Annotated in this window: 16 protein-coding genes; 11 read left to right on the top strand and 5 right to left on the bottom strand. The window is 69.9% G+C overall.

Annotated features, from left to right (window positions below):
* The first annotated feature begins 488 nt into the window (after window positions 1-488).
* The 5 genes from CLT72_RS22220 to CLT72_RS22240 all read left to right on the top strand — a co-directional run bounded on the left by CLT72_RS22220 (window position 489) and on the right by CLT72_RS22240 (window position 8,977).
* Window positions 489-1,280: a deoxyribonuclease IV gene (locus tag CLT72_RS22220; RefSeq protein WP_089002824.1), complete on the top strand. Its 792-nt coding sequence runs from the start codon at window positions 489-491 to the stop codon at window positions 1,278-1,280.
* On the top strand, window positions 1,277-3,532 hold the full coding sequence (locus tag CLT72_RS22225; protein ID WP_101413424.1) for a hypothetical protein: 2,256 nt from the start codon (window positions 1,277-1,279) through the stop codon (window positions 3,530-3,532). Before CLT72_RS22220 ends, CLT72_RS22225 begins: the two co-directional genes overlap by 4 nt.
* Before the next feature lie 184 nt (window positions 3,533-3,716).
* Window positions 3,717-5,255 carry a hypothetical protein gene (locus CLT72_RS22230; RefSeq protein ID WP_144082308.1) on the top strand — a complete coding sequence of 513 codons (1,539 nt, stop codon included), beginning with the start codon at window positions 3,717-3,719 and terminating at the stop codon, window positions 5,253-5,255.
* Window positions 5,256-5,263: 8 nt separating this feature from the next.
* On the top strand, window positions 5,264-8,254 hold the full coding sequence (locus tag CLT72_RS22235) for a golvesin C-terminal-like domain-containing protein (RefSeq protein ID WP_144082309.1): 2,991 nt from the start codon (window positions 5,264-5,266) through the stop codon (window positions 8,252-8,254).
* Between the two features lie 288 nt (window positions 8,255-8,542).
* On the top strand, window positions 8,543-8,977 hold the full coding sequence (locus tag CLT72_RS22240) for a DUF2690 domain-containing protein (protein WP_157747258.1): 435 nt from the start codon (window positions 8,543-8,545) through the stop codon (window positions 8,975-8,977).
* A 37-nt stretch (window positions 8,978-9,014) separates the two neighbouring features.
* Here the strand turns inward: CLT72_RS22240 and CLT72_RS22245 are convergent, their stop codons facing one another.
* Window positions 9,015-10,547: a glycosyltransferase family 87 protein gene (locus tag CLT72_RS22245; protein ID WP_101413428.1), complete on the bottom strand. Its 1,533-nt coding sequence runs from the start codon at window positions 10,545-10,547 to the stop codon at window positions 9,015-9,017.
* A 463-nt stretch (window positions 10,548-11,010) separates the two neighbouring features.
* On the opposite strand from CLT72_RS22245, the gene CLT72_RS22250 reads away from it, so the two are divergent.
* Together CLT72_RS22250 and CLT72_RS22255 are read left to right on the top strand one after the other, a co-directional pair.
* Window positions 11,011-11,859, top strand: a complete 849-nt coding sequence (locus CLT72_RS22250; protein ID WP_101413429.1) for an AfsR/SARP family transcriptional regulator — start codon at window positions 11,011-11,013, stop codon at window positions 11,857-11,859.
* A gap of 372 nt (window positions 11,860-12,231) precedes the next feature.
* On the top strand, window positions 12,232-12,843 hold the full coding sequence (locus tag CLT72_RS22255) for a DUF2690 domain-containing protein (RefSeq protein ID WP_101413430.1): 612 nt from the start codon (window positions 12,232-12,234) through the stop codon (window positions 12,841-12,843).
* A 101-nt stretch (window positions 12,844-12,944) separates the two neighbouring features.
* Here CLT72_RS22255 and CLT72_RS22260 read toward each other — a convergent pair whose 3' ends face one another.
* Both CLT72_RS22260 and CLT72_RS22265 read right to left on the bottom strand, forming a co-directional pair.
* A complete protein-coding gene (locus tag CLT72_RS22260; protein WP_101413431.1) occupies window positions 12,945-15,827 on the bottom strand; it encodes a transglycosylase domain-containing protein in 2,883 nt (960 codons plus the stop codon).
* A gap of 194 nt (window positions 15,828-16,021) precedes the next feature.
* Window positions 16,022-16,489: a DUF5318 domain-containing protein gene (locus CLT72_RS22265; RefSeq protein WP_101413432.1), complete on the bottom strand. Its 468-nt coding sequence runs from the start codon at window positions 16,487-16,489 to the stop codon at window positions 16,022-16,024.
* A gap of 175 nt (window positions 16,490-16,664) precedes the next feature.
* Here CLT72_RS22265 and CLT72_RS22270 point away from each other — a divergent pair, with 175 nt between their 5' ends.
* Both CLT72_RS22270 and CLT72_RS22275 read left to right on the top strand, forming a co-directional pair.
* A complete protein-coding gene (locus CLT72_RS22270) occupies window positions 16,665-17,303 on the top strand; it encodes a PadR family transcriptional regulator (RefSeq protein ID WP_101413433.1) in 639 nt (212 codons plus the stop codon).
* Between the two features lie 23 nt (window positions 17,304-17,326).
* Complete coding sequence (locus tag CLT72_RS22275; protein WP_101413434.1) at window positions 17,327-18,406, top strand: inositol-3-phosphate synthase; 1,080 nt, start codon at window positions 17,327-17,329, stop codon at window positions 18,404-18,406.
* A gap of 102 nt (window positions 18,407-18,508) precedes the next feature.
* On the opposite strand, the gene CLT72_RS22280 is transcribed toward CLT72_RS22275, so the two are convergent.
* Window positions 18,509-18,988, bottom strand: coding sequence for a methylated-DNA--[protein]-cysteine S-methyltransferase (locus CLT72_RS22280; RefSeq protein WP_101413435.1), 480 nt, complete (start codon window positions 18,986-18,988; stop codon window positions 18,509-18,511).
* 84 nt (window positions 18,989-19,072) lie between these two features.
* Here CLT72_RS22280 and CLT72_RS22285 point away from each other — a divergent pair, with 84 nt between their 5' ends.
* Together CLT72_RS22285 and CLT72_RS22290 are read left to right on the top strand one after the other, a co-directional pair.
* Window positions 19,073-19,594, top strand: a complete 522-nt coding sequence (locus CLT72_RS22285; protein ID WP_225852283.1) for a hypothetical protein — start codon at window positions 19,073-19,075, stop codon at window positions 19,592-19,594.
* Between the two features lie 28 nt (window positions 19,595-19,622).
* Window positions 19,623-21,140: a flotillin family protein gene (locus CLT72_RS22290; protein WP_101413437.1), complete on the top strand. Its 1,518-nt coding sequence runs from the start codon at window positions 19,623-19,625 to the stop codon at window positions 21,138-21,140.
* A gap of 79 nt (window positions 21,141-21,219) precedes the next feature.
* Here the strand turns inward: CLT72_RS22290 and CLT72_RS22295 are convergent, their stop codons facing one another.
* Window positions 21,220-22,680 carry a CCA tRNA nucleotidyltransferase gene (locus tag CLT72_RS22295; RefSeq protein WP_101413438.1) on the bottom strand — a complete coding sequence of 487 codons (1,461 nt, stop codon included), beginning with the start codon at window positions 22,678-22,680 and terminating at the stop codon, window positions 21,220-21,222.
* Window positions 22,681-22,769: the final 89 nt, after the last annotated feature.

Here is a 22,769-nt window from a genome sequence, read left to right on the forward strand (position 1 = left end):
GGGTGGTCCGCCGGGCGAAGCGACGGGGGCCCGCCTCGACGTCGCTGTCGATGCGAGCCCCCGTACACGAGGCCGCGGGGCGTCCCGTCCGCATTCCTTGGGTGGGACCTGGGGAGGAACGACCACACCGATGAGGTTGGACCGGGGACGCCCCGCGGAGCTTTATCGTGTTGTTACCTGACGTTACAACGGCTCTTGCCCCTTGTCGGGGGAAATGGCGGAATTCTCCGACAAATTTCCCGATGATCCCGCTTCCGTCAGGGCGGGCCCCCGCCGCGCCGGGCCGCGCGGACGGGGGTGCCCCTGCCTTACGGGCGGTTTCACGCGTACGTCCGGTCGGCCGACCAGCGGCCGTTCCGGGCCGGCTGCGGCAACCGTGGATCCCACTCGCATCAACGACCGCCCATGCCGGGAGGTGACGCGCGGGGCCGGCGAGTCCGCCACCGCCGTCATCCCGGCTGTCGGAGACGCGACGTAGGCTCCCCTGCATGCGTATCGGAGCCCACGTCGATTCGACCGACCCGATGGCGGAGGCGACCGCCCGAGGGGCCGAGGCCGTGCAGTTCTTCCTCTCCGACCCGCAGGGGTGGAAGGCACCGAAGCCGCGGGAGGACGCGGACCGGCTGCGGGCCGCGGACGTCGACCTCTACGTGCACGCGCCGTACGTCATCAACGTCGCGACCCTCAACAACCGGATCCGGATCCCCAGCCGCAAGCTGCTGCTCGGGCACGCCAAGGCGGCCGCCGCCATCGGCGCGAAGGGCCTGATCGTGCACGGCGGGCACGTCAACGCCGGCGACGACCTGGCCGTCGGCTTCGACAACTGGCGCAAGACCTTCGCGTACGCGGCGGACTCCGGCGGCTTCGACGTGCCGGTCCTGATCGAGAACACCGCCGGCGGCGACAACGCCTGCGCCCGGCGGCTCGACGCGCTCGCCCGCCTCTGGGACGCCGTGGGCGACCACGAGGTGGGCTTCTGCCTGGACACCTGCCACGCGCACGCCGGCGGCGAGGAGCTGCTCGGCCTCGTCGACCGGATCAAGGCGATCACCGGGCGCATCGACCTGGTGCACGCCAACAACTCCAAGGGCGCGTTCAACTCCGGGCAGGACCGGCACGACAACCTCGACGGCGGCACGATCGACCCGGAGCTGGTGGTGGCGGTGATCCGCGCTGCCGGCGCGCCCGTCATCGTCGAAACCCCCGGCGGGGTCGACGGTCAGGGTGCCGACATCGCCTTCCTGCGTGACCGGCTGGGCGCGGGGAGCCCTGCGGCATGACGACCGAGCAGTCCGCCACCGGCAGCCCCCGTCCCGACGCCGCCGGGAACGCCGACACCGCCGGGAACGCCGACACCGCCGGGAAGGCGGACGCCGCCGGGAAGGCGGACGCCGCCGGGAAGGCGGACGCCGCCGGCATCACCGGCAGGACGGAGGCCGAGGCCTCCGGCACCGCCGGGAAGACGGACACCGCCGGGAAGACCGGCAAGGACGCCGCCGAGGCTGGCGCGACCATCGGGACGGGCGCCATGGCGGACGCGGCCGGCAAGGCGGACGCAGCCATGGCAGGCACGACCGGCAAGAAAGAGGCCGAGACCCGCGCCTCGGACAAGACGGATGCGACCGGCAAGGCAGGCGCAGCCGGTACGGCCGGTGCCGAGGGCGCCGGTGGGGACGGCGGCAAGGCTGCCACCGGCAAGGCCGAGAACGGGAGCGACAAGGCCGAGAACGGGAGCGGCAAGGCCGAGGACGGGAAGCCCGACCGTTGGGAGGCCTTCGCGTCCGCGCCCGAACCGGTGCCGTCGCGGCTCGGGCGCGCCACCCGGGCGGTCGGCCGCCTGCTGGTGCACGAGTGGACGCTGGCCTCGCTGGCCTCGCTGGCGTTGGCGGTGCTGCTGACCTGGCCGACCCTGCGCTACCCGCGGCACACCCTGCCGCAGGACTACTGGGACCCCAGCCTCCAGGCGTGGCAGATGGCCTGGTCGGGGCACATCCTGCTGACCAACCCCGCGCAGCTGTGGCAGTCGAACACCTTCTTCCCCGAGCCGTGGAGCTTCGCCTTCTCCGACACCCTGCTCGGGTACGCCCCGGCGGGCATGCTCGGCACCGGCCCCGAGGCCGCCGTGCTCCGCTACAACATCATGTTCGTGCTGGCCCACGCGCTCGCCACGCTCGGGGCGTACGCGCTGGCCCGGCAGCTCGGCGCGGGCCGGATCGGCTCCGCGGTGGCCGGGGTGAGCTTCGCGTACGCGCCCTGGCTGCTGGCCCAGGCCGGGCACCTGCACGTGATCTCGAACGGCGGCATCCCGCTGGCGTTGGCGATGCTCGCCCGGGGGCACGGCTGGTCGTTGCGACACGGGTACCGTCCGGAGCGCCGGCACGACGGCTGGGTCTACGCCGGCTGGTTGGTGGCGGCCTGGCAACTCAGTCTCGGCTTCGGCATCGGGTTGCCGTTCGCGTACTTCCTTGCCGGGACCGTGCTGGTCGCAGCCGTGACCTGGTTCCTGCGGCGGTGGGTCGTCCGGCCGGTCAAGCGCCCGTTCGGCCGCCGGCTGTTCATCGCGGACCTGGTCGGCGGCCTGCTCTTCGCCGGCGTCGGCGCGCTGCTGGCCATCCCGTTCTTCACGGTGGCGGAGGCCCACCCGAACGCGAAGCGCTCAATCGGCGACATCGCCATCTACTCCCCGCCGGCGAGCGGCTTCTTCACCGCGCCAGCCGAGTCGCGGGTCTGGGGCGGGCTGCACGAGGGGGCGAGGGCGTTGCTGCCCTGGCACCCGGAGATGACCCTGCTGCCCGGCTTCGTGCTCTACGCGCTCGCGGCCGGCGGCCTCTTCTTCTCGGTGTGGAAGCTGCGCCACCGGCTGCTGCTGCTCGCCGGGGTGGTGGTGACGATGGTGCTCGCCATGGGCACCCGGTTCTTCGACGGCACCTTCACCTACGTGCCGCTGTTCGAATACCTGCCCGGTTGGAACGGCCTGCGTACGCCGGGGCGGCTGATGCTCTGGACGACGCTGCTGCTCGGGCTTCTCGCGGCGGGCGCGGTCAGCGCGTTCGCCACCCGGGTCCGGGAGATCTCCGCCGAGCGGATCCCCTCCTGGCCGAGCCCGTGGCTGCGGCTGGCCACGCTGCTGCCGCTGGTGCTGGTGATCGGCGAGGGGTTGAACTCCACGCCGCACCCGGTCGTGCCGCCCCAGCCGGCCGCGATGCGGACCGTGGACGGGCCGCTGCTGGTGCTGCCCAGCAACCAGAGCCTCGACCAGCCGGTGATGCTCTGGTCCACGACCAAGTTCCAGGACGTGGTGAACGGAGGGAGCGGCTTCACGCCGCGGCAGCTCGACGACGTACGCCGGGTGACGCTCTCCTTCCCCGACCAGGCCAGCGTCGACTACCTGCGCGTCCTCGGAATCCGCAACGTGCTGCTGATGCGCGACCAGATCGCCGGCACGCCGTGGGAGGTCACCGTCGACGCACCGGTCGACGGGCTCGGCATCACCCGCGAGGAGATCGGCGACGTGGTGGTCTACCGGCTCTGACCCACCTCCGCACCATCGCCTGGCATCCCCGTGGGCGGCGATGTGGCGACGGTGATCGCGTAATGGCGCCTCCGGCGATGCTGCGTGCCCACCGGTGGCGCCGCCGACATACCGCACGTCGCGGCGCAACCGATCTCTGAGAAGGGATCAGGTCATGCAACGTGCACATGGCAGGAGATGGATGGTGGCGGCCACACTCGCCGCCACCGTCCTGACTCTCCAGCCCGCTCCGGTCAGTGCCGAGGCCGGACGACAACCCGAGTCGAAGCCGGCCGGGCCGAGCCCGCAGACGACGCAGGAGTCCGACGGGCACAGCGTCACACCCGCCCAGCGGGCCCGGATGGCTGCCGAGGAACCGCTGGTCCAAGCGGCCCTTCGGATCCGCGCCGCCGCCCAGACCGCGAAGGCGAGCGGTTTCGCCGGGGTGGCCCTGCGAACCGGCACCGTGACCGTCTACTGGAAGGGCGCGGTGCCTCCGGATATCCGGAAGGCAATCGATCAGGAGTCGGCCAAGGTGCCAGTCGCGGTCCAGAAGGCCGCGTACTCGGCCGAGGAGCTGGCCCGAGCCGCCGACGAGCTCACCAGGAAGATGCGCGTCCTGAGCGACCGCTCGGTCGTCTCGGTCGGCTACCCCGTCACTGGAACCGGCATCACGGCCACGGTGGCGGGTGCGAAGACACCGCCCGCCCTCGCGGACGTGAAGGTATCGGTGAAGGTGGTTCGGGTGCCGGAGACGGCCGCCTCGACCGGTCGGCAGAGGACGCCGAGCATCCCCGGGTCCGAGCGGAACAAGGCCGCCCGCCCCGCCGACAGCGGCTCTCGTACCACCGGCACGACGGCTGTGGGGGGATGGCCGAACCCGAGCCGGCAGGATGATGCAACTCCCGCCTGGGGTGGCGCGCACGTCATCAACGCCAACGCGACGGGCGGTAACAACGGCTGGAAGACCCGGGTCGAGGGCACCGGCGAGGTGGTGTACGTCGACAACAAGTACCACTGCACATCCGGATTTCCGGTCCAGCTGAACGGCACCACCGAGGAGGCCATGGTCGGGGCGCTGAGCTGCGGCGGTCCTCACCGCACCTTCGTGGACCCGAGCGGTGACGTGGTGAACATACCCACGAACGGTATCGCGGTCGATCCGTTCTCCGGCATCTCGATGACTGTTCCGAAAGGTGGTGCCGAGCCGTTCATCTACGACGGGGACGGATGGAGCCAGACGGGCTGGCAGATCGCCGGTTGGGAGGCTCCTGTCGCCGGCCAGAGCGTCTGCGTCGCCGGCGCCGAGACCGGGAACTTCTGCGACGCCACGATCGGCGACGAGGTCGGCACGCAGACCGCTTTGATCTCGAACTCACAGGGTGACTCCAACGAGACCCGGAACATGACCAACGTCCACACCCACGTACACAACGGGCCGGTATGGCCCAACCGACGGGCCTACCGACTGGCCGACGGCACTCCCTGCAACGGGTTCGAGTTCCTCCGGGACGTCGACGAGCAGGGCTGCCTCGCCGTTCCGCTCGGCCGCGGCGACATCGGCGCCCCCCTTTACACCGTGCCTGCCACCGGCACCCAGACAGGCGTGATCATCAAGGGAATTCTCGTCCATCAACACGACGGAGACGGTCAGAACCCGAACTCGTACCACATGGTCGGCGTGGACAAGATCAGAGCCACGTACATCGTCTCTCCGCTGACCAGCGCGAACGACCAACCGTGAGGGTGGAGATGACCACGATGAGTTCTACCGGCGGTGCTGGACGCCGTGCCATCAAGCCGTTCGCACTGCTCGCGGCTGCTGTGGTCGGCCTCCCCGTCATGTGGGGTGCGGTGGCGCAGGCGAAGCCACAGCCGGCACCCGCGCCGGCTGCCGCCGATACGGTCAGCCCGGCCGACCGCGACAGGGTGATGGGGAAGGGCTGGCAGTCGTCGCAGGACCGGGCGTGGACCACCGCCGGTGACGCTGAGGGCTTCCACGTCCTGGTCGCCGATGCCGCGAGCGGATACACCTGGCGCACCGCCGCCACCCTCCGGGAGGGTGGTTTCGACACGGACCGCTGGATCGGCAACGCCTGCGTCACCGCATCCGGCCGCCGCGCCGTGGTCGTGTACGCGCCCCGCAACTTCACGAACAAATTCGAGTTGAGTGCGCGGGGTGGCTTCACGGCTGTCGTCGACCTGGACACGGGTGCCGTGACGAAGCTCCCGGTCACCACGAGTCTGGCCTACTTCAACCCGGGGTGCGGCACCGGAGAGGCTGTGGCGCTGACCCAGGAGGGGGACGAGACCCGGCCCGGAACCCGGCTGCTGCGTCTCGATGCCGAACGGGGAACGCTGGGCACCAAGGTGTTGGTCAAGGGCCAGCTCACGTCGGCCGTTCCGGTCGGGGACGATTTCGTCGGCGCCTTGGGCGCTCATCTGACGCGGGTCGATACCAAGGGTGGCACGACCACTCTGGGCCAGGCCGGCAACGTGCCGTTCGCCATCCGTCCCGACCGCGACGGCGGCGTCAACTACCTTGAGGTCGATGGCGCCGACATGCGGGCACGTCGATTGACCGGCAAGCGCACGGTCACCCTGGCGGAGGGTGGCCAGGGCGCCTTCGGGCTGGAACGCGGGGCCGGCGGGCGGGTCTTCCTGACGGGGAAGCCGGCCAGCGTCAAGTTGTTGCCAGCCGCCGTCAGTCGGCTCGATGTACCGGCCTCGGCGGAGGTCTCGACCACAGGTCAGTTGGCCTTCCATCGGACGATGACTGCCGAGGAGACGCTGCCTGGAGCGACGCCACCCGCTGCCGGATCACCGGTCCGGCTCAGTGCGGTGGTCCCCCAGACCGGGCGCTCGGTCACCTTCCAGGTGGCCCCGCCGCGTGCGGAGGCCATTGCGGGGGCCGCCGACAGTCCGGCGCTGGGCTCGTCGAATCCAGCCACGGCACCCCGCGGTAGCAGGACCAGCCGGACGGTCACCCCCAGCGGCAAGACCATGGACGACGTGACCACGCCGTACAACCCGAAAGACCCGGATCCCTGGTGCGCGGTGCCCCGCAACGACATCACCACGCTCGCCTATCACCCTCGCCCTCGGCAGATCGAATGGGCGGTCGACTACGCGATCTTCGGCGCGCTCACGCAGCCCCGGCCGGCGAACTTCAAGAAGTTCGGGCTGCCTGCCTACTCGCCGCAGGGGCTGTTCCCGCCGCGCCAACTTGTGGGCGGTGGGCACGTCGCGGCCCAGGTCATGCTGGGGATCCTGGCTCAGGAGTCCAACCTCTGGCAGTCGTCGCAGACCGAATCAGGTGAGTACGGAAACCCGCTGATCGGCAACTACTACGGCCGCAAGTACTACGACGCGGACACCAGCGACGATTGGCGGATCCACTGGGACGAGGCCGACTGCGGTTACGGCGTCGGGCAGGTGACTGACGGCATGCGCAAGGCGGGCCGGGAGAAGCCAGGCGAGGTGGCCCGGCCGGCGACCCACCAGCGTGCCATCGCGTTGGACTACGCGGCCAACATTGCCGCGTCCCTGCAGATCCTTCAGGACAAGTGGAACCAGACCTACTCCAACGGCCTCATCATCAACAACGGCGACCCGACGAAGATCGAGAACTGGTACTTCGCGGCGTGGGCCTACAACAGCGGCTTCTACCCCTCGAAGGGCGACGGTTCGCCGTGGGGTGTCGGCTGGAGCAACAACCCGATCAACCCCCGGTACGACCCGACACGTCACCCGTTCCTGGACGTCCGTGATCCGTTCGACCTCGATGACAATGTCCCGGTGTTCAGCGACGCCGCGCACCCGCAGGACTGGCCGTACCAGGAGAAGGTCATCGGGTGGGCAGCCCAGTCGATCGACACCGGCGACGACGGGGTGGGTTTCCGCACCGCCTTCTGGATCGGCGATCCGCTGGAGGCACGGCTACGGCGGACCAAGCAGAAGCCGGAAGCAAGCCTCTTCTGCAATGCCTCCAACACCTGTGACCCGCTGGCGCGGGTCCAGCCCAACGAGCCTGGCATGGAGCTGGAGCCGCCCGGGCCCTGCGTACATCAGAACAGCGCCGGACAGTACGACCTGAAATGCTGGTACCACGGGCCGGTGGCGTGGAAGGGCGACTGCGACGAGAGCTGCGGCTTCGAAGGAATCCGGTACGACGTGCCGGACAACTACGCCGAGCCCACCGACGGCACGCACAACCCGCCGCAGTGCACGCCGGTCGGGCTTCCGTCCAACGCGCTGATCGTCGACAGCATCTCCTTGAACAACACGATGCCGCGGTGTGGCAACGCCTCCCGCAACGACGGGTCCTTCGTCATGCAGTTCGCGGAGGGCTGGCCGGGTGAGTACACGTCGAAGATCGACACCCACCAGCTCGACAACGGCTTTGGCGGCCATCACTGGTTCACCCGAGCCCGTGGTTCGTTCCGGTTCCAGGTGGTAGCGACCTGGCGACCGCCCGTCGGCCACACCGGGCGTACCGGCGTCTACGTCTACATCCCACCCTCCGGTGGCCGGGTCAACGACGCCATCTACGAGGTGAACACCGGGGACGGACGGGTCCGTCTGGTGAAGGTGGATCAGGATGCTCATCGCGGCAAGTGGGTGTTCCTGGGCAACTACCAGCTAGGGGCCAACGCGAACGTCAAGCTCGACTCGATGCGTCCGGGCGCCAGCGAGAAGACCATCAGCATGGATGCGATGGCTTTCGTGCCCGGCGGCGTCTGAAAGACGTGAGCGGGGTGCGCCGGCGGTACCGCCGGCGCACCCCGCTGGCGGTACCGCCCTGGCGCTGGTGACCAACTCGCCACCCGGACCGTCACCGTGACGTGGCGGTGATACCTCGATGAGAAGGCGCCTCAAACTTTCCTCCCGTAGCCCGGGTCCTACGCCGTGACCCGTTCGAATGGTTGCCCTACCTCGCGAGGAGAGAGAATGGCTCGTACTCAGATGTCCCGTCTCGGCGCACGCCCCGACAGGCACGCGTGGCGCTCCAGGCTCATGGTGGTGATGGCCATGGGAGTCGCTATCGTCATGGGCTTCCAGGCACCGGCGATGGCGGCGACCTCGGGCTGCGGCTCAGTGTGCGATCGCAAGGACCCGGACACTTACTTCGCGACGGTGGACGGGAAGACCATGCGGTGCAACTTCATCGACGTGGAGACCCCCTACAGCGCGACCTACGTCGAGTTGCGGTACAGCCCGTTCTGCCGAACTGCGTGGGCACGGCAGACCGGCAGCTTCGGCTGGCTCTCCGGAGTACTGGTCCAGAGCTACAACTCCAACGGGACGCTGCGCATGACGGTCGACGACACCGGGTCGTCGGGCTCCTGGTCGCTGATGGTCAACGACAAGGGCATGACCGCACGGGCGTGCTTCTACCAGTACGACACCGAGTGGGACTACGAGGCTGGCAACCGTCGGATCATGTATTGCACGGCACGCTACTGAGCGCCACCTGCCGGTAGGCCTCCGGCGCGAGGGCCGTTCACGTGAACAGCCCTCGCGCCGGAGCCCCCGCGCTCGTCGCGGCTCCCTCGTCGGACGCCACGGACCGGCGTCGCCAGCGGTCGAGCCAGGGTGCGTCGGGGGCGCCGTCGAGCAGCCCGCCGTCCGGGTCGTCGGCGTAGGTCCGCCGCACCGGGTCGAGTTCCGGCCGCAGGATCTCCCGGACGACCAGTACGCAGAGCACCACCACGGTGGCCAGCCGCAGCGTCGACGCCAGCACGAAGACGCCCTCCGGAAAGACCGGCTTGCTGGTCGCCGCGCCGAGCAGCTCGCCGTAGAAGGCCACGAAGTAGCAGACCTCGGCCACCTGCCAGGCCAGGAAGGCGCCCCACTTCGGGCGGGCGAGCACCACCAGCGGCAGTAGCCAGAGCACGAACTGCTGCGACCACACCTTGCTGAAGATCAGGAAGGCGGCGACCACCAGGAACGCGAGCTGGGCGAGCCGGGGCCGGCGCGGGGCCAGCAGCCCCAGCGCGGCCACCCCGAGGCAGGCCAGCCCGAAGAGGGCGTACGACAGGGTGTTCAGGGTGGGGATGTTGACGTTCAGCCACTCGAACGGCCCGAGGTCGGCGGGGTTGGCGCTGCCGAACTTGCCGTCCAGGTAGCGCCCGATGTACCAGAGGGTGCCCCAGTCGATGGGCCGGGTCGAGTTCAGCTCGAAGAAGCGGTCCCAGTTCTCCCGGTACGGGATGGCGACCGGAAGGTTCACCAGCACCAGGGAGACCAGGGCGGCGCCGAAGGCGGTGAGGGCGGCGCGGAGCCGCCCGGCGCGCAGCGCCAACACCAGGATCGGACCGAGGATGAACAGCGGCCACATCTTGGCCGCCCCGGCGAGACCGAGCAGGACGCCGGCCGCCAGTGGTCGGCTGCGCGCCCAGGCGAACAGGCCGAACGCGGCCAGACCGATGGCGAGCAGGTCCCAGTTGACCGTGGCGGTGAGCATCAGCGCGGGGGCGAGCGCGAAGAGCGCGGCGTCCCAGGGTCGGCGGCGGCGTAGGGCGAGGAGCACCGCCACCGTGGCGACCGCCAGCGCGCCGAGCACCAGGGCGTTCAGGTTGTAGAACCACATGCCCTGGTTGAGCCCCGGGTCGTTCTGGCCGAGGGCGTGCACGGGCAGGCCGAGGGCACCCATGAAGTACCCGGTGAGCACCGGGTACTCGACGGGGTGGTCCTGGTAGGGGACCGCGCCCTCGTTGAGCCGCTCGGCGTAGTAGAGCGCCAGCACGTCGGTGTAGCAGAACCGGGTGTACTGCACGTTGTTCTGCCAGGCGCCGTCCTGGCAGGGCGACTTCTGCACCCAGTGCAGCGCCAGGGTCAGGCAGACCATGGCCAGGACGATGCGGGTCGCCGTCCAGAATCGACTTTCCCGCCCCGGGGGTTGGTCCAGTGCGACGGCGTGATCACCGAGCGGGCCGCCGATCAGGCCGGACACCCCGCGGACGAACCCGTCCGAGCGTGAAGGATGGTCGCTGGCGGCTGTGCCGTCGCTGCGGGGCGTCGACTCGGTGCTCATGGGATGGCATCCTGCCCTATGTCGCGCCCTCTCACGAGAACCTTGCTACGGCTGCCGTCGCACCCGGGGCCGCCGGTACTGCCTGCGGCCCGTCGGGCGAGGAGGCGTCCCAGCCTCGATCCCAGGCACAAAAGAGGCGCACATCCAGCCGCCGGACTCCCGTTCCTACATCAATTTTCAGTCAGTCGAATGACGCACCTTACAAGAGCAATTCGGAGCGCCGCACTCAAACAAATAGTGGCGTGCGCCTTGCGCTACTGCACTCCGCGCCACAACTACACTACGTAGCCCCTGTATGGTTAATAGTGACATCCAAACCCCGAAGCGCCAACGAAAAGATACTAAGTATCCACTTTCGTCGCTTATGTCAACCAGTGATCAATCTTGACGAACATTGAGTACCGGCTATGCTGAGCACGGCCCGACAAGGGTCGGGCAGCAGGCGTAACACGGGGGATACATCTTGGAGTTCTATTTTCTAGGCCCACTGACTATTAGATCAGGGGCCACCTCAGTCTACCTATCGGGCGAGCGCAGTCAGAAGCTCTTCGCGGCTCTACTGCTCAACTCCAATCAGCCTGTCTCCGTCGAGCGGCTCATCGATGTCGTCTGGGACCATCGCCCGCCTGGCACCGCCCGTCAACAGATCCAGAACCGATTGGGCAGGCTTCGGGCCCTGCTCCTCACGGGCGGGCAACGGATCACCCGCACCGGCAACAGCTACGCCCTCGAGGTCAGCGAGAAACAGATCGACGGGCTCAGGTTCCGGCAGCTCTGTACACAGGCGGAGCAGGCGAGATGCGCGGGTCAGCTTGACCGGGCAGCCAGCCTCCTGCACGCCGGCCTGACGCTGTGGCGCGGTTCGACCATTCAGGGCATCGACTCACCGGCCTTGCGGGGCGACATCGTCAGGTGGGAAGAGGCCCGGCTCAGGGCGATCGAGGCAGTGGTGGCTGTGGAGTTCAGCCGCCAGCGGCACAGTGCGATGACGACCGACCTCTACTCCTGGGTGCAGCACTATCCCTACCACGAAGGCCTGCACTGCTCCCTCGCCGAGGCGCTGCACGCGGGATCACGGACAGCCGAGGCGGTGCACGTGCTGCACCAACTCAAGCTCCGGTTGGCGCGCGAACTCGGCATCAACGCCGGAACCGGCGTACACGGTCTCCACCGCCGGCTCCTCGGCGCCGACGTGGCCGAGGCGGATGAGTCTGCTCAACTGAAACGCCAAGCCGCTGAGGCCATTCACCGTGCGCTGACCGAGACGACGCAGGCTCTCAAAGTACTCAGCAACGCCATCGCGAGCTACTGAGTCGGCGTGTTCCACCAGGTGATCCGGCTGTCCTGCAACGGTTAGGACCGGGACAGCCCTCGTGCGCGGTCCCGCTGTGCGTACGGCCCACCCTTGTGCAGACGCAGGGTGGGCCAGTATCTCGCCAAGGGCAGGCGCGGCGACCGCTACCACCTCCGCACCCGTGACCAGGCCATGGTCCAGTCCTCTCCGGTCCACTCAGCTCGCGGCTCAACCTACAAGGCACGGGCACCTCCTGATCATCGTTCGGCCTACCGGATCCCACGCATGCGGGGCACGGCGATGACGAGGTGGTGGCGCGGGCCCAGATAGTCGGCTCAGTCACCGCGCCACTCGTCTCGCTGAGCGGCGCCGTTCCGAAAGGTCGTGCACATGAAGGACAGATCGACGGTTCGATCGAAGCTGGCTCGGCTGGCCGCCTCGGCGGTCATGCTGACCACCGCCCTCGTCGGCGTCGGAGCCGGGCCCGCGGTCGCTGCCCCGGACAGCGCGCAGAAGCCCACTGCGACCGCTGCGGTCGACGATGGCTTCACCAAGCGCACGCTCAGGAATCCAGAGGTGGTCAGCGCCCTCGCCGATCCCGATCAAGCGATCTTCATCAGCGCCGGCACCCTGGCGACCTACGGCTGTCGTTCCCTGTGTGACTACAAGGATCCAGCCAGTTTTCGCGTCTTCTACGACGACTGCTCGAACTGCTACTACAAGTGCGCGGACGACGCGGAAGACAAGTTGAAGCACCAGGATCCGATCATCTCCATCATGATCCGGTACAGCCCTCGTTGCAGGACGGCGTGGGCCAAGAGCAACTACTCTGCGAACTCGTACATCAAGGCGGACAGTCGATACCTGAGCGGCAGCCACCGTACGACCGTCACCGAATACGTGGGCAACTACACCGTGATGCTGGACGACGCCGACCTGCAGGCGCGCGCCTGTGTCCAGCCGAGCGGGCCGTACAACCTCTACTGCACCGGCTGGTACTGATCTGTCGGTCTGACCCCGTCAGGCAGGACAGGACCGTCGTAGGGATCTAGAACGCCGAAGGCCGCCGGACAATTGTCCGGCGGCCTTCGGCAATGAGGAACTCAGTCGCGGATACGAGGTGTGCTGGTCGGTAGAAGTCCGCCTCCGCCACCCGGCCGCGGTTCGGTCGGGTTGGTGGGGTTGGTGGGGGCGGTCGGGCCGCCCGGAGGATTGCCACCGCCGTTGTTTCCACCGCCGTTGTTTCCACCGCCCGGCGGGCAGAACAGCTCGAGTGGACCGCAGTTCGGCGGTCCCGACGGGGGCGGCGGGGGCGGCGGCTCTTCGCCGTTGCCTGCCTTGTCGTCACCGATGCCGGTGACATTCGGTAGTTCCGACTTCTTTTCGCCCTTCAGGGCGTCGTCCATGTATCGCTTCCAGAGTTCGGCCGGGAAGCCGCTACCGCCGATGTCCTTCTTGTTCTTGTCAACGATGGTCGGCTTCCTACTGTCGCGACTGCCGACCCAGACCGCAGTGGCGAGATTGTCGTCGTAGCCGACCATCCAGGCGTGCGCGTTACGAGGGGTGCCGGCGTGCTCCCAGGTGCCGGTCTTGCCGGCGGCGTCCCTACCATCCAGTCCGGCGTTGTTCTTCTCCGGGATCTCCTTCAGCACCGCGGTCACCTCCTCGGCGACCTCCTTCTTGATGCGCTGCTGCGGGTTGAGCTTCGCACCGGTGCCCGGCACCTTCATCCACTTACCGGTGGCCTTGTTCTGCTTTTCCACCTTGCTGACGAAGTACGCCTTGTTGTACTTGCCGTCATTGGCCAACGTGGCGAGCCCGTTCGCATGGTCGAGAACGGTGACCGGGTACTTGCCGAAACCGGTCCAGTTGTCGAATTTCGAGGGAGCGATCTTCTCGGCCGGCGTCTTGACCAGGTCGTACTCCTGGCGAGGGTCGACGGTCCACATGGTGGTCACGCCGGCCCGCTTCGCCATGTCGACAACCTTGGCGGCGCCGATCTTGTCGGTCACCCAGTAGAAGGGCACGTTGTACGAGCGGACGGTCGACTCGTGGAGCGTGCAGGACTTTCCGCAGACGCCCGCGCCACGGTTGGCATTGCCGATCTCCGTGTCGGAGCCCTTCGGCTTGAACGGGGTGGCGTCCCAGAGCGACTTGACCGAGATCCCGGCGTCGATCGCCGCCGCCAGGGTGTAGACCTTGAAGGAGGAGCCCGGCGGGTGGCCACCGACGATGTCACCGTTCGAGTCGACGTTCTTGCCCGCGTAGTCGAAGTCGGCGCCGCTGTCACCGCCGTAGTAGGCGAGCACCTTGCCGGACTTCGGCTCGATGGAGACCACCGCCGCCATCAGGTTCTTCGGCTGCCCGTAGAGCACCGACCCCTTCCGGTCGGGCTGGGCCGCCTTCTCCAGTGCCGTCTGCATCTTGGCGTTGATCGTGGTCGTGATCTTGTAACCGCCGGTCCGCAGCTCGTCCACGCAGGTCGGCTTGCCCGGCGCGCCCGAGTCGGAGCAGAGGCCCCACTTCTCCATCTCCTGGCGGACGTAGTTGACGACGTTGCCCCGAGGGCTCGCCACACCGAACCCGTTGCCGTTCTTCGCCGGCGCCGGCACCTCCGGGTACGCGGTGGGCCGCTCCGCAGCGTTCAGCCAGCCCTCCTCGACCATGCCGCCGATCACGTACTCCCACCGCTCCTTGGCCTGAACGGGGTTGACGGCGGGGTCGTAGCCCTTGTGGGTCGTGCTGGGCACGGGCTGCTTGATCAGCGAGGCGAGCACCGCGCCCTCGGCGACCGTGAGCTTGATCGCCGGCTTGCGGAAGTAGGTCTGCGCGGCAGCCTCGATGCCGTACGCGCCGCGCCCGAAGTAGATCACGTTGAGGTAGTGCTGCATGATCTGCGGCTTGGTGTACTTCTCGTTCAGCTTGGAGGCGAAGATCGCCTCCTTGACCTTCCGGGCGTAGGTGTCGTCCTTCAGGTTCTCGATCGCGTTGCGGGCGTACTGCTGGGTGATCGTCGAGGCGCCCTGCTTGTCGCCGCCACTGACGTTGTTCCAGGCCGCCCGCGCGATGCCCTTGTAGTCCACGCCCGAGTGCTTGTAGAAGTTGCGGTCCTCGGCCGCCGCCACGGCGTGCTGGACGTGCTCGGGGATCTGATCGATCGTGACGAAGGTGCGGTTCTCGTTGCCCAGCCGGGCCACCAGGGTCTTGCCATCGCTGGCGTAGACCGAGGTGGAGAGTGGCAGCGGGACCTCCTCCGGGAGGACGACGTTGGTCGAGTAGTAGGTGAAGCCGACCACGCCGAGCCCGGCGAGCATGATGAAGACGGCGAAGCTGGCGATCAGCAGGTTCATCCGCTTGCGCTTCTTCGCCCGCGCCGCGCCGGCCGGGTCGCCCGCTCCCCGGGCGCGTCGGCCGGGGCCGGTCGGCCCGCCGGGCCCACCCGGTCCACCCGGGGCCGGCGAGACGCTCGCCCGCGCCGTGGCCCGGCCACTGACGCCACCGACCGCCGCCGACCCGACACTGGCCCGCCCGGCCGGGGCGGCGCCCACGGCAGCCGTACCGACCGTGGCGCGACCGGCCGACCCGCTGGCGGCCGGTGGGACCGGCACCGACGCGCGACCCGCTCCGGCCGCCCGGCCGGCGGCCGGTGCCGGCGAGACAGGCACGGAGGCCCGGCCCGGCCCCGCCCGCCCCACGGAGGCGGAACCCACCGAGGCCGAACCGGCGGCGGAACCGCCACGCGGCGGGACGGCCGCCGACGCCGAACCGGAGGCCGGAGCGCCGCGCTGCGGCACGGACGCCGAGCCGCCGACCGAGGCCCGCCCGGCACCGGCGGCCCGGGGCGCTACCGAAGCGCGGCCCGCGGGTGCCGTACCCTCCTGTGCCGCCGACCAGCCGCCCCCGCGGGCGTCACCGCCGGGGTCACCGTGCTGGCCCGGAATCTGGGCCCGCCCGCGCGGGGAACTGGAATCGCCGTACGAGTTCATTCCTCACACCCTGCCGTCGCGGTGGGACGCGGCTGCGCCGCCACCGGTTTGCCGTGAGATGGGACACCCGTCGAGGGCGGCACGTACGTGCCGGTCGACCGGTGCCACTTGCGAATCAATCGGGCCAATCAGACCAACGATCCGTCGGTCTCCCCGGGCGTGCGTGCGGCCGGGGTCGGCCGATCGAGCGAAGATCACCGTTGCGCCTCTCGCCTCCGTCGACCACCCGCACCGTTGCCCATGGCGGCCGCGCCGCCCACCGCGTCCTGATCCGGCCCGCCCTCCGGGCTGCCGGTCAGCCCGTCCCGGCCGAGCAGGTACTGCTCGACGAGATGGTTCCAGTCACAGCCGAGACACACCTCCACCACGAAGACCTGGAACTCACGCACCGTCATCGCCAGCATCGGCAACTCGGCCAGTGTCCGGGCCTGCCCGGCCGACTGCTTGAGTTCGTCGCCGTAAATGTAGTGGACGTGGGTCAGGTTCTCGCTCCGGCAGATCGGACACCGCTCGTCGGTCGGCTCACCGTGGAAGCGGGCGGCGTTCTTCAGGTAGGGCGAGGCGTCGCAGACGTCGTACGTGCCGACCCGGCCCGCGAGGAGTTCACGCAGCACCGCTCGCTTCCGAAGCGAGTAGTCGACCACCTGGCGCTGCGTACGCATGCGGAGAAGGGTACGCGGTCTCGTCGGACGGGGCGACCACGGTGACGATGCGTGACCACGGAACCGCAGAGACGAGGGTTTGCCCTGATCACGGTGATCCGCTAGCGTGCGATGTATCGGTCCGATACATCGCGGCGGTTACCGCTCCGCGTAGAGGGTACAGAGAGGATGGCCCGTGCTCGAGCTCGCCATCCTCGGCCTCCTGCAGGAGTCTCCGATGCACGGCTATGAGCTGCGCAAGGAGCTGACCGCCAAGCTCGGTGCCATCAGGGCGGCGATCAGCTACGGCTCGCTCTACCCGACCCTGCGCCGCCTCCAGGCGGCGGGGTGGATCACCGAGGCCGCCGACGCACCCGCCACCGCCGAGGAGGTTCCCGCGCTGACCAGCCGGCGAGGCCGGGTGGTCTACGAAATCACCGCGGAGGGCAAGGAACGCTTCGCCCAGCTGATCGCACAGACCGGGCCGGAGACGTACGACGACACGGGCTTCGGCGTGCACTTCGCGTTCTTCGCCCGGACCGACCAGGCGACCCGACTCCGCATCCTCGAGGGTCGCCGGCGGAAGATCGAGGAACGCCGCGAGGGGCTTCGTGACGTGCTCGGCCGCGCGGCCGAACGCCTCGACGCCTACACGCTGGAACTGCAGCGCCACGGCCTGGACGCCTGTGAGCGCGAGGTCCGCTGGCTGGAGGAGCTCATCGCCAACGAGCGCTCCGGCCGTGCCCCGACCATCCCGTCAACCGGGACGGCCGGCGGTCGACGAGAAGACAACAGCCCGCCTCCGCCTGGAGAGTCCAGGAATGAGCGGCCGTGATGAAGAAGAAGGAGGCAGACGCTATGGGCTCCGTCCGCGTCGCCATCGTCGGTGTGGGTAACTGCGCCTCGTCCCTCGTGCAGGGCGTGGAGTACTACCGGAACGCCGACCCGAACGACCGCGTCCCGGGTCTCATGCACGTCACCTTCGGCGACTACCACGTCTCGGACGTGCAGTTCGTCGCGGCGTTCGACGTGGACGCCAAGAAGGTGGGCATGGACCTCGCCGAGGCGATCGTCGCCAGCGAGAACAACACCATCAAGCTCTGCGACGTGCCGCCGACCGGCGTCACCGTGCAGCGCGGTCCGACCTTCGACGGTCTGGGCCAGTACTACCGCGAGATCGTCGAGGAGTCCGACGCCACGCCGGTCGACGTCGCCCAGGCGCTGCGCGAGGCGCAGGTCGACGTCGTGGTCTCGTACCTGCCGGTCGGCTCCGAGCAGGCCGACAAGTTCTACGCCCAGGCCGCGATCGACGCCGGCTGCGCGTTCGTCAACGCGCTCCCGGTCTTCATCGCCTCCGACCCGGAGTGGGCCAAGAAGTTCGAGGACGCGGGCCTGCCGATCGTCGGTGACGACATCAAGAGCCAGGTCGGTGCCACCATCGTGCACCGCGCGCTGGCGAAGCTGTTCGAGGACCGGGGCGTCGAGCTGCTGCGCACGTACCAGCTCAACTTCGGCGGCAACATGGACTTCATGAACATGCTGGAGCGCAACCGCCTGGTCTCGAAGAAGATCTCGAAGACCCAGTCGGTCACCTCCCAGATCCCGCACGAGATGAGCAAGAGCGACGTGCACATCGGCCCGTCGGACCACGTGCCGTGGCTGGACGACCGTAAGTGGGCGTACATCCGCCTGGAGGGTCGCTCCTTCGGCGACACCCCGCTCAACGCCGAGCTCAAGCTCGAGGTGTGGGACTCGCCGAACTCGGCCGGCGTCATCATCGACGCCGTCCGCGCCGCGAAGATCGCGCTGGACCGGAAGATCGGCGGCCCGATCCTGTCGGCCTCGTCGTACTTCATGAAGTCCCCGCCGGTGCAGTACGCCGACCACGACGCGCACGCCGCCGTCGAGGCGTTCATCACCGGTGACGTCGAGCGCTGACGCGCCGACAGCAGCACCGTCGAGGGCCGGGTCCGCGGGGACCCGGCCCTCGACGCGTCCGGCCTGCCCAGTCGTACGCGCAGGGGTCCGCCTCGCGGCGCGTCAGGACCAGGCGCGCCGCAGGGCCACCCCCGCCTCCAACTCCAGCAGCGTCACCTTGCGGTCCAGGCCGCCGCCGAAGCCGACCAGCTTGCCGCCCGCGCCGACGATCCGGTGGCACGGCACGAGCACGGGGATCGGGTTGCGGTTGCAGGCCACCCCGACCGCGCGCGCGGCGCCCTGGTCGCCCAGCCGCCGGGCCACCTCGCCGTAGGTGAGCGTCTCCCCGTACGGGATGAGGGTCATCTCGCGCCAGACACCCCGCTCGAAGTCGGAGCCACCCGGCGCCGCCAGCGGCACGGTGAAGGCGGTCAGCTCGCCCGCGAAGTACGCCCGCAGCTCCGCCAGCGCCTGCCGGGCCGCCTCGTCGTACGGCTCCTCGGCCGCTCCGGCAGCCCGGCCGAAGTGGGCTCGGCACACGTGGGTCCCGTCGGTGGCGACGGAGAACTCGCCGATCGGGGAGTCGAGCACGGTCCAGCGCATCCCGCCATTGTCCCCCGCGCCCCCGACACGGTCTCCCGCCCGAGCCGCCGACGCCCCGGTCGACGTTTGCGGGCCACCGATACCGTGCAGGCCGTGGCCACGGGGACGCTGATCTTCCTCATCATCGGCGGCGCGGGCGTCGCGGTGCTGGCGCTCGCCCTGCTCGGCGGCGAGCTGCTCCACTTCGGCAACCCGGACTTCGACGGTCCGGTGTCGGTGGAGGCGGTCGCCGGGTTCACCGGAGCGCTCGGCTTCGGCGCCGCGATCGTCAACGAGCTGGTCGGTGGGCGTACGCCCGGGATGATCGCCGTGGCCCTGGCCGGCGGTGTCGTCGCGGCCGTGCCCACCGCCTGGGCCGCGGCCCGGCTGAGCCGGGCGGCCCGCGACATGCGCACCGATCCCACCCCCACCCGCCACCACCTGGTCGGCGCGCTCGGCCTGGTGGTCACCCCCGTGCCCGCCGACGGCTACGGCGAGGTCCGGGTCCGGGTGGCCGGCCAGCCGGTCAAGCTCAACGCCCGCGCCGACCGACCGATCCCGGTCGGCGCCCAGATCTTCGTGGTCGAGGCGCTGAGCGAGACCAGCGTGCACGTCGAGACCTACTGAACCCCCTCATAGAAAACAGGACGGTCACATGCCCCTTCTCATCGCCATCGGCGGCGCGGTCCTCCTCGTCCTCGTGCTCGTGCTCTTCGTGCTCTCCCGCATCAAGGTGGCCGGGCCGAACGAGGCGTTCATCGTCACCGGCCGCAAGGGCCGCACCACCCAGACCGCCGACGGCGGCCGGTCGACCGACAACTCCGGGCAGAAGGTCGTGCTCGGCGCGTCCGTCTTCGTCCTGCCCGTGGTGCAGAAGCTCCAGTCGCTCGACCTGTCCAGCCGGCGGATCGACGTCGGCATCAAGGGCGCCGTCAGCAAGCAGGGCATCCGCGCCGACCTGCACGGCGTCGCGATCGTCAAGGTCGGCGGCACCGAGGACGCCATCCGCGCCGCCGCGCAGCGCTTCCTGCACCAGCAGGACGAGATCGAGGACTTCACCCGGGAGGTGCTGGCCGGCGCGCTGCGCTCGATCGTCGGCCGACTCACCGTCGAGGAGGTCATCCGGGACCGGGCGGCGTTCGCCAGCGCGGTCGCCGAGGAGGCCGAGCACTCGATGACCAACCAGGGCCTGGTGCTGGACACCTTCCAGCTCCAGGACATCCTGGCCGAGGGCTCCTACCTCCAGGACCTGGGCCGGCCGGAGGCCGCCCGGGTGCTCAAGGACGCCGCCATCGCCGAGGCGCGGGCCCGCCAGCAGGCCGAGCAGGAGCGGCTGCTCGCCGAGGAGGCCATCGCCGAGGCCAACCGGAACCTGTCGCTCAAGCAGGCCGCCATCCAGGCGGAGATCGACGCGGCCAAGGCGAAGTCCGCCGCCGCCGGGCCGCTGGCCCAGGCCGAACGGGACCAGGCGATCCTCTCCGAGCAGCAGAAGGTCGCCGAGCGCAACGCCGAGCTCAAGCAGCGCCAGCTCGACACCGAGGTGCGCAAGCCGGCCGACGCCGCCCGATACAAGGTGGAGCAGGAGGCCGAGGCGTCCCGCAACGCGGCCGTGCTGAACGCCGACGCGCAGCGCCAGGCCGTCATCGCCGCCGCCCAGGCCGCCGCCGAGCAGGCCCGGCTCACCGGTGAGGGCGAGCGGGCCCGCCGGGCCGCGCTGGCCGAGGCAAACGCGATCGAGGGCGCCAAGGAGGGTGAGGCCGAGCAGCGCCGCCGCTCCGCCATCGCCGAGGCGGTCGAGCGGGAGGGTGCGGCCGAAGCCGCCGCCATCCTGGCCAAGGGCCAGGCCGAGGCCGACGCGATGGCCCGCAAGGCCGAGGCCTTCGCGGCGTACGGCGAGGCCGCCGTGCTGGACCTGCTGGTCAAGGTGCTGCCGCAGGTGGTCGAGGCGGCCAGCGCCCCGATCGGCGCGATCGACAAGATGACCGTCATCTCCACCGACGGCGCCTCGTCCCTGACGAAGTCGGTGGCGGGCAACGTCGCCCAGGGGCTCCAGCTCGGCAGCGACCTGACCGGCATCGACCTGGCCGGCCTGCTGGGCAAGCTCGGCTCGGCGGCGGCGACCACCGGCAACGGCAAGCCGCCGGTCGACGGCACGGCCGTCGAGACCCGCTGACCCCAGCCGCACAGCGGTCGGGCCGCTGAGCGCGGCAGGGCGCCGTCCCCGGCAGGGGGCGGCGCCCTTCTCGTGCGAGCTATCCGACGATGCCCTCGTCGCGGGCCCAGCGCAGCAGCTCCGCCTCGGCCTCGTCGCGGTCCAGCGGGCCGCGCTCCAGGCGCAGCTCCTTGAGGTGCTTCCAGGCCTGCCCGACAACCGGCCCCGGCGGTACGCCCAGCAGCTCCATGATGGCGTTGCCGTCCAGGTCGGGCCGGACCCGCGCCAGGTCCTCCTCGGCGGCGATCCGGGCGATCCGCTCCTCCAGCGCGTCGTAGTCGGCGGCGAGCTGGGCCGCCTTGCGCCGGTTGCGGGTCGTGCAGTCCGACCGGGTCAGCTTGTGCAGACGCGGCAGCAGGTCCCCGGCGTCGGCGACGTAGCGGCGCACCGCCGAGTCGGTCCACTCGCCTCGCCCGTAGCCGTAGAAGCGCAGGTGCAGCGCCACCAGCGCGGTGACCTTGGCGGTGGTCTCCTTCGGGTAGCGCAGCGCCTTCATCCGGGCCTTGGTGAGCCGGGCGCCCACCACCTCGTGGTGGTGGAAGCTGACCCTGCCGTCCTGACCCACCGCCTTCGTCGCCGGCTTCCCGACGTCGTGCATCAGCGCGGCCATCCGCAGGACGAAGTCCGGCCCCTCGGTCTCGTACGAGACGGCGTTGCTCACCACGGTGAGGGTGTGCTCGTAGACGTCCTTGTGCTGGGCGTGCTCGTCGATCTCCAGCTTCAGCCCGGTCAGCTCCGGCAGGAAGCGCTCGGCGAGCCCGGTGTCGACCAGCAGCCGCAGCCCGGTGAGCGGGTCCGCGCCGCAGAGCAGCTTGGTGAACTCGTCGCGGATCCGCTCGGCCGTGATCCGGTCCAGGTCGCCGGCCATCCGGGTCATCGCCGCGTACGCGTCGGGGTGCACCGCGAAGCGCAGCTGGGCGGCGAAGCGGGCCGCGCGCAGCATCCGCAGCGGGTCGTCGCCGAAGGACTCCGCCGGGGTGCCCGGGGTGCGGATCACCTTTGCGGCCAGGTCGTCCAGCCCGCCGTGCGGGTCGGTGAACCGGTGCTCGGGCAGGCTGACCGCCATCGCGTTGATGGTGAAGTCGCGCCGCCGCAGGTCCTCGGCGAGGTCGGTGCCGTACTCGACGACCGGGTTGCGGCTGACCTGGTCGTACGACTCGGCGCGGAAGGTGGTGATCTCCAGCCGCAGCCCGTCGCGCTGGCACCCGATGGTGCCGAACTCGCGGCCGGTCTCCCAGATCGACTCGGCCCAGCCGCGCACGACGCGCAGGGTCTCGTCGGGGTGCGCGTCGGTGCAGAAGTCGAGGTCGTCGCCGAGGCGGCCGAGCAGGGCGTCGCGTACCGAACCGCCCACCAGGTGCAGCTCGTGGCCGGCCCGCGCGAACCGGCGGCCCAACTCGTCGGCGACCGGGGAGACCCGGAGGAGTTCGGCGACGGCGTTGCGCTGCGCGGCGGTGAGTTCGCGGCGGTCGGCGGCGTGGGGAGCGGAGGCGTCGGACATGGGAGCGCCAGCCTATCGGTCCCGGCGGCGATGTGGTCCGCCGGGCGCGGGTAACGGGTGGCCGTTGACTATCGTCTGTGACGTGCGGG

The sequence above is a fragment of the Micromonospora sp. CNZ309 genome (assembly GCF_002846525.1).

Coding starts and splice junctions, on each gene's coding strand:
- CLT72_RS22220 (WP_089002824.1), top strand. CDS start 489: ATGCGTATCGGAGCCCACGTCGATTCGACCGACCCGATGGCGGAGGCG.
- CLT72_RS22225 (WP_101413424.1), top strand. CDS start 1,277: ATGACGACCGAGCAGTCCGCCACCGGCAGCCCCCGTCCCGACGCCGCC.
- CLT72_RS22235 (WP_144082309.1), top strand. CDS start 5,264: ATGACCACGATGAGTTCTACCGGCGGTGCTGGACGCCGTGCCATCAAG.
- CLT72_RS22240 (WP_157747258.1), top strand. CDS start 8,543: ATGGGAGTCGCTATCGTCATGGGCTTCCAGGCACCGGCGATGGCGGCG.
- CLT72_RS22245 (WP_101413428.1), bottom strand. CDS start 10,547: ATGAGCACCGAGTCGACGCCCCGCAGCGACGGCACAGCCGCCAGCGAC.
- CLT72_RS22255 (WP_101413430.1), top strand. CDS start 12,232: ATGAAGGACAGATCGACGGTTCGATCGAAGCTGGCTCGGCTGGCCGCC.
- CLT72_RS22260 (WP_101413431.1), bottom strand. CDS start 15,827: ATGAACTCGTACGGCGATTCCAGTTCCCCGCGCGGGCGGGCCCAGATT.
- CLT72_RS22265 (WP_101413432.1), bottom strand. CDS start 16,489: ATGCGTACGCAGCGCCAGGTGGTCGACTACTCGCTTCGGAAGCGAGCG.
- CLT72_RS22275 (WP_101413434.1), top strand. CDS start 17,327: ATGGGCTCCGTCCGCGTCGCCATCGTCGGTGTGGGTAACTGCGCCTCG.
- CLT72_RS22280 (WP_101413435.1), bottom strand. CDS start 18,988: ATGCGCTGGACCGTGCTCGACTCCCCGATCGGCGAGTTCTCCGTCGCC.
- CLT72_RS22290 (WP_101413437.1), top strand. CDS start 19,623: ATGCCCCTTCTCATCGCCATCGGCGGCGCGGTCCTCCTCGTCCTCGTG.
- CLT72_RS22295 (WP_101413438.1), bottom strand. CDS start 22,680: ATGTCCGACGCCTCCGCTCCCCACGCCGCCGACCGCCGCGAACTCACC.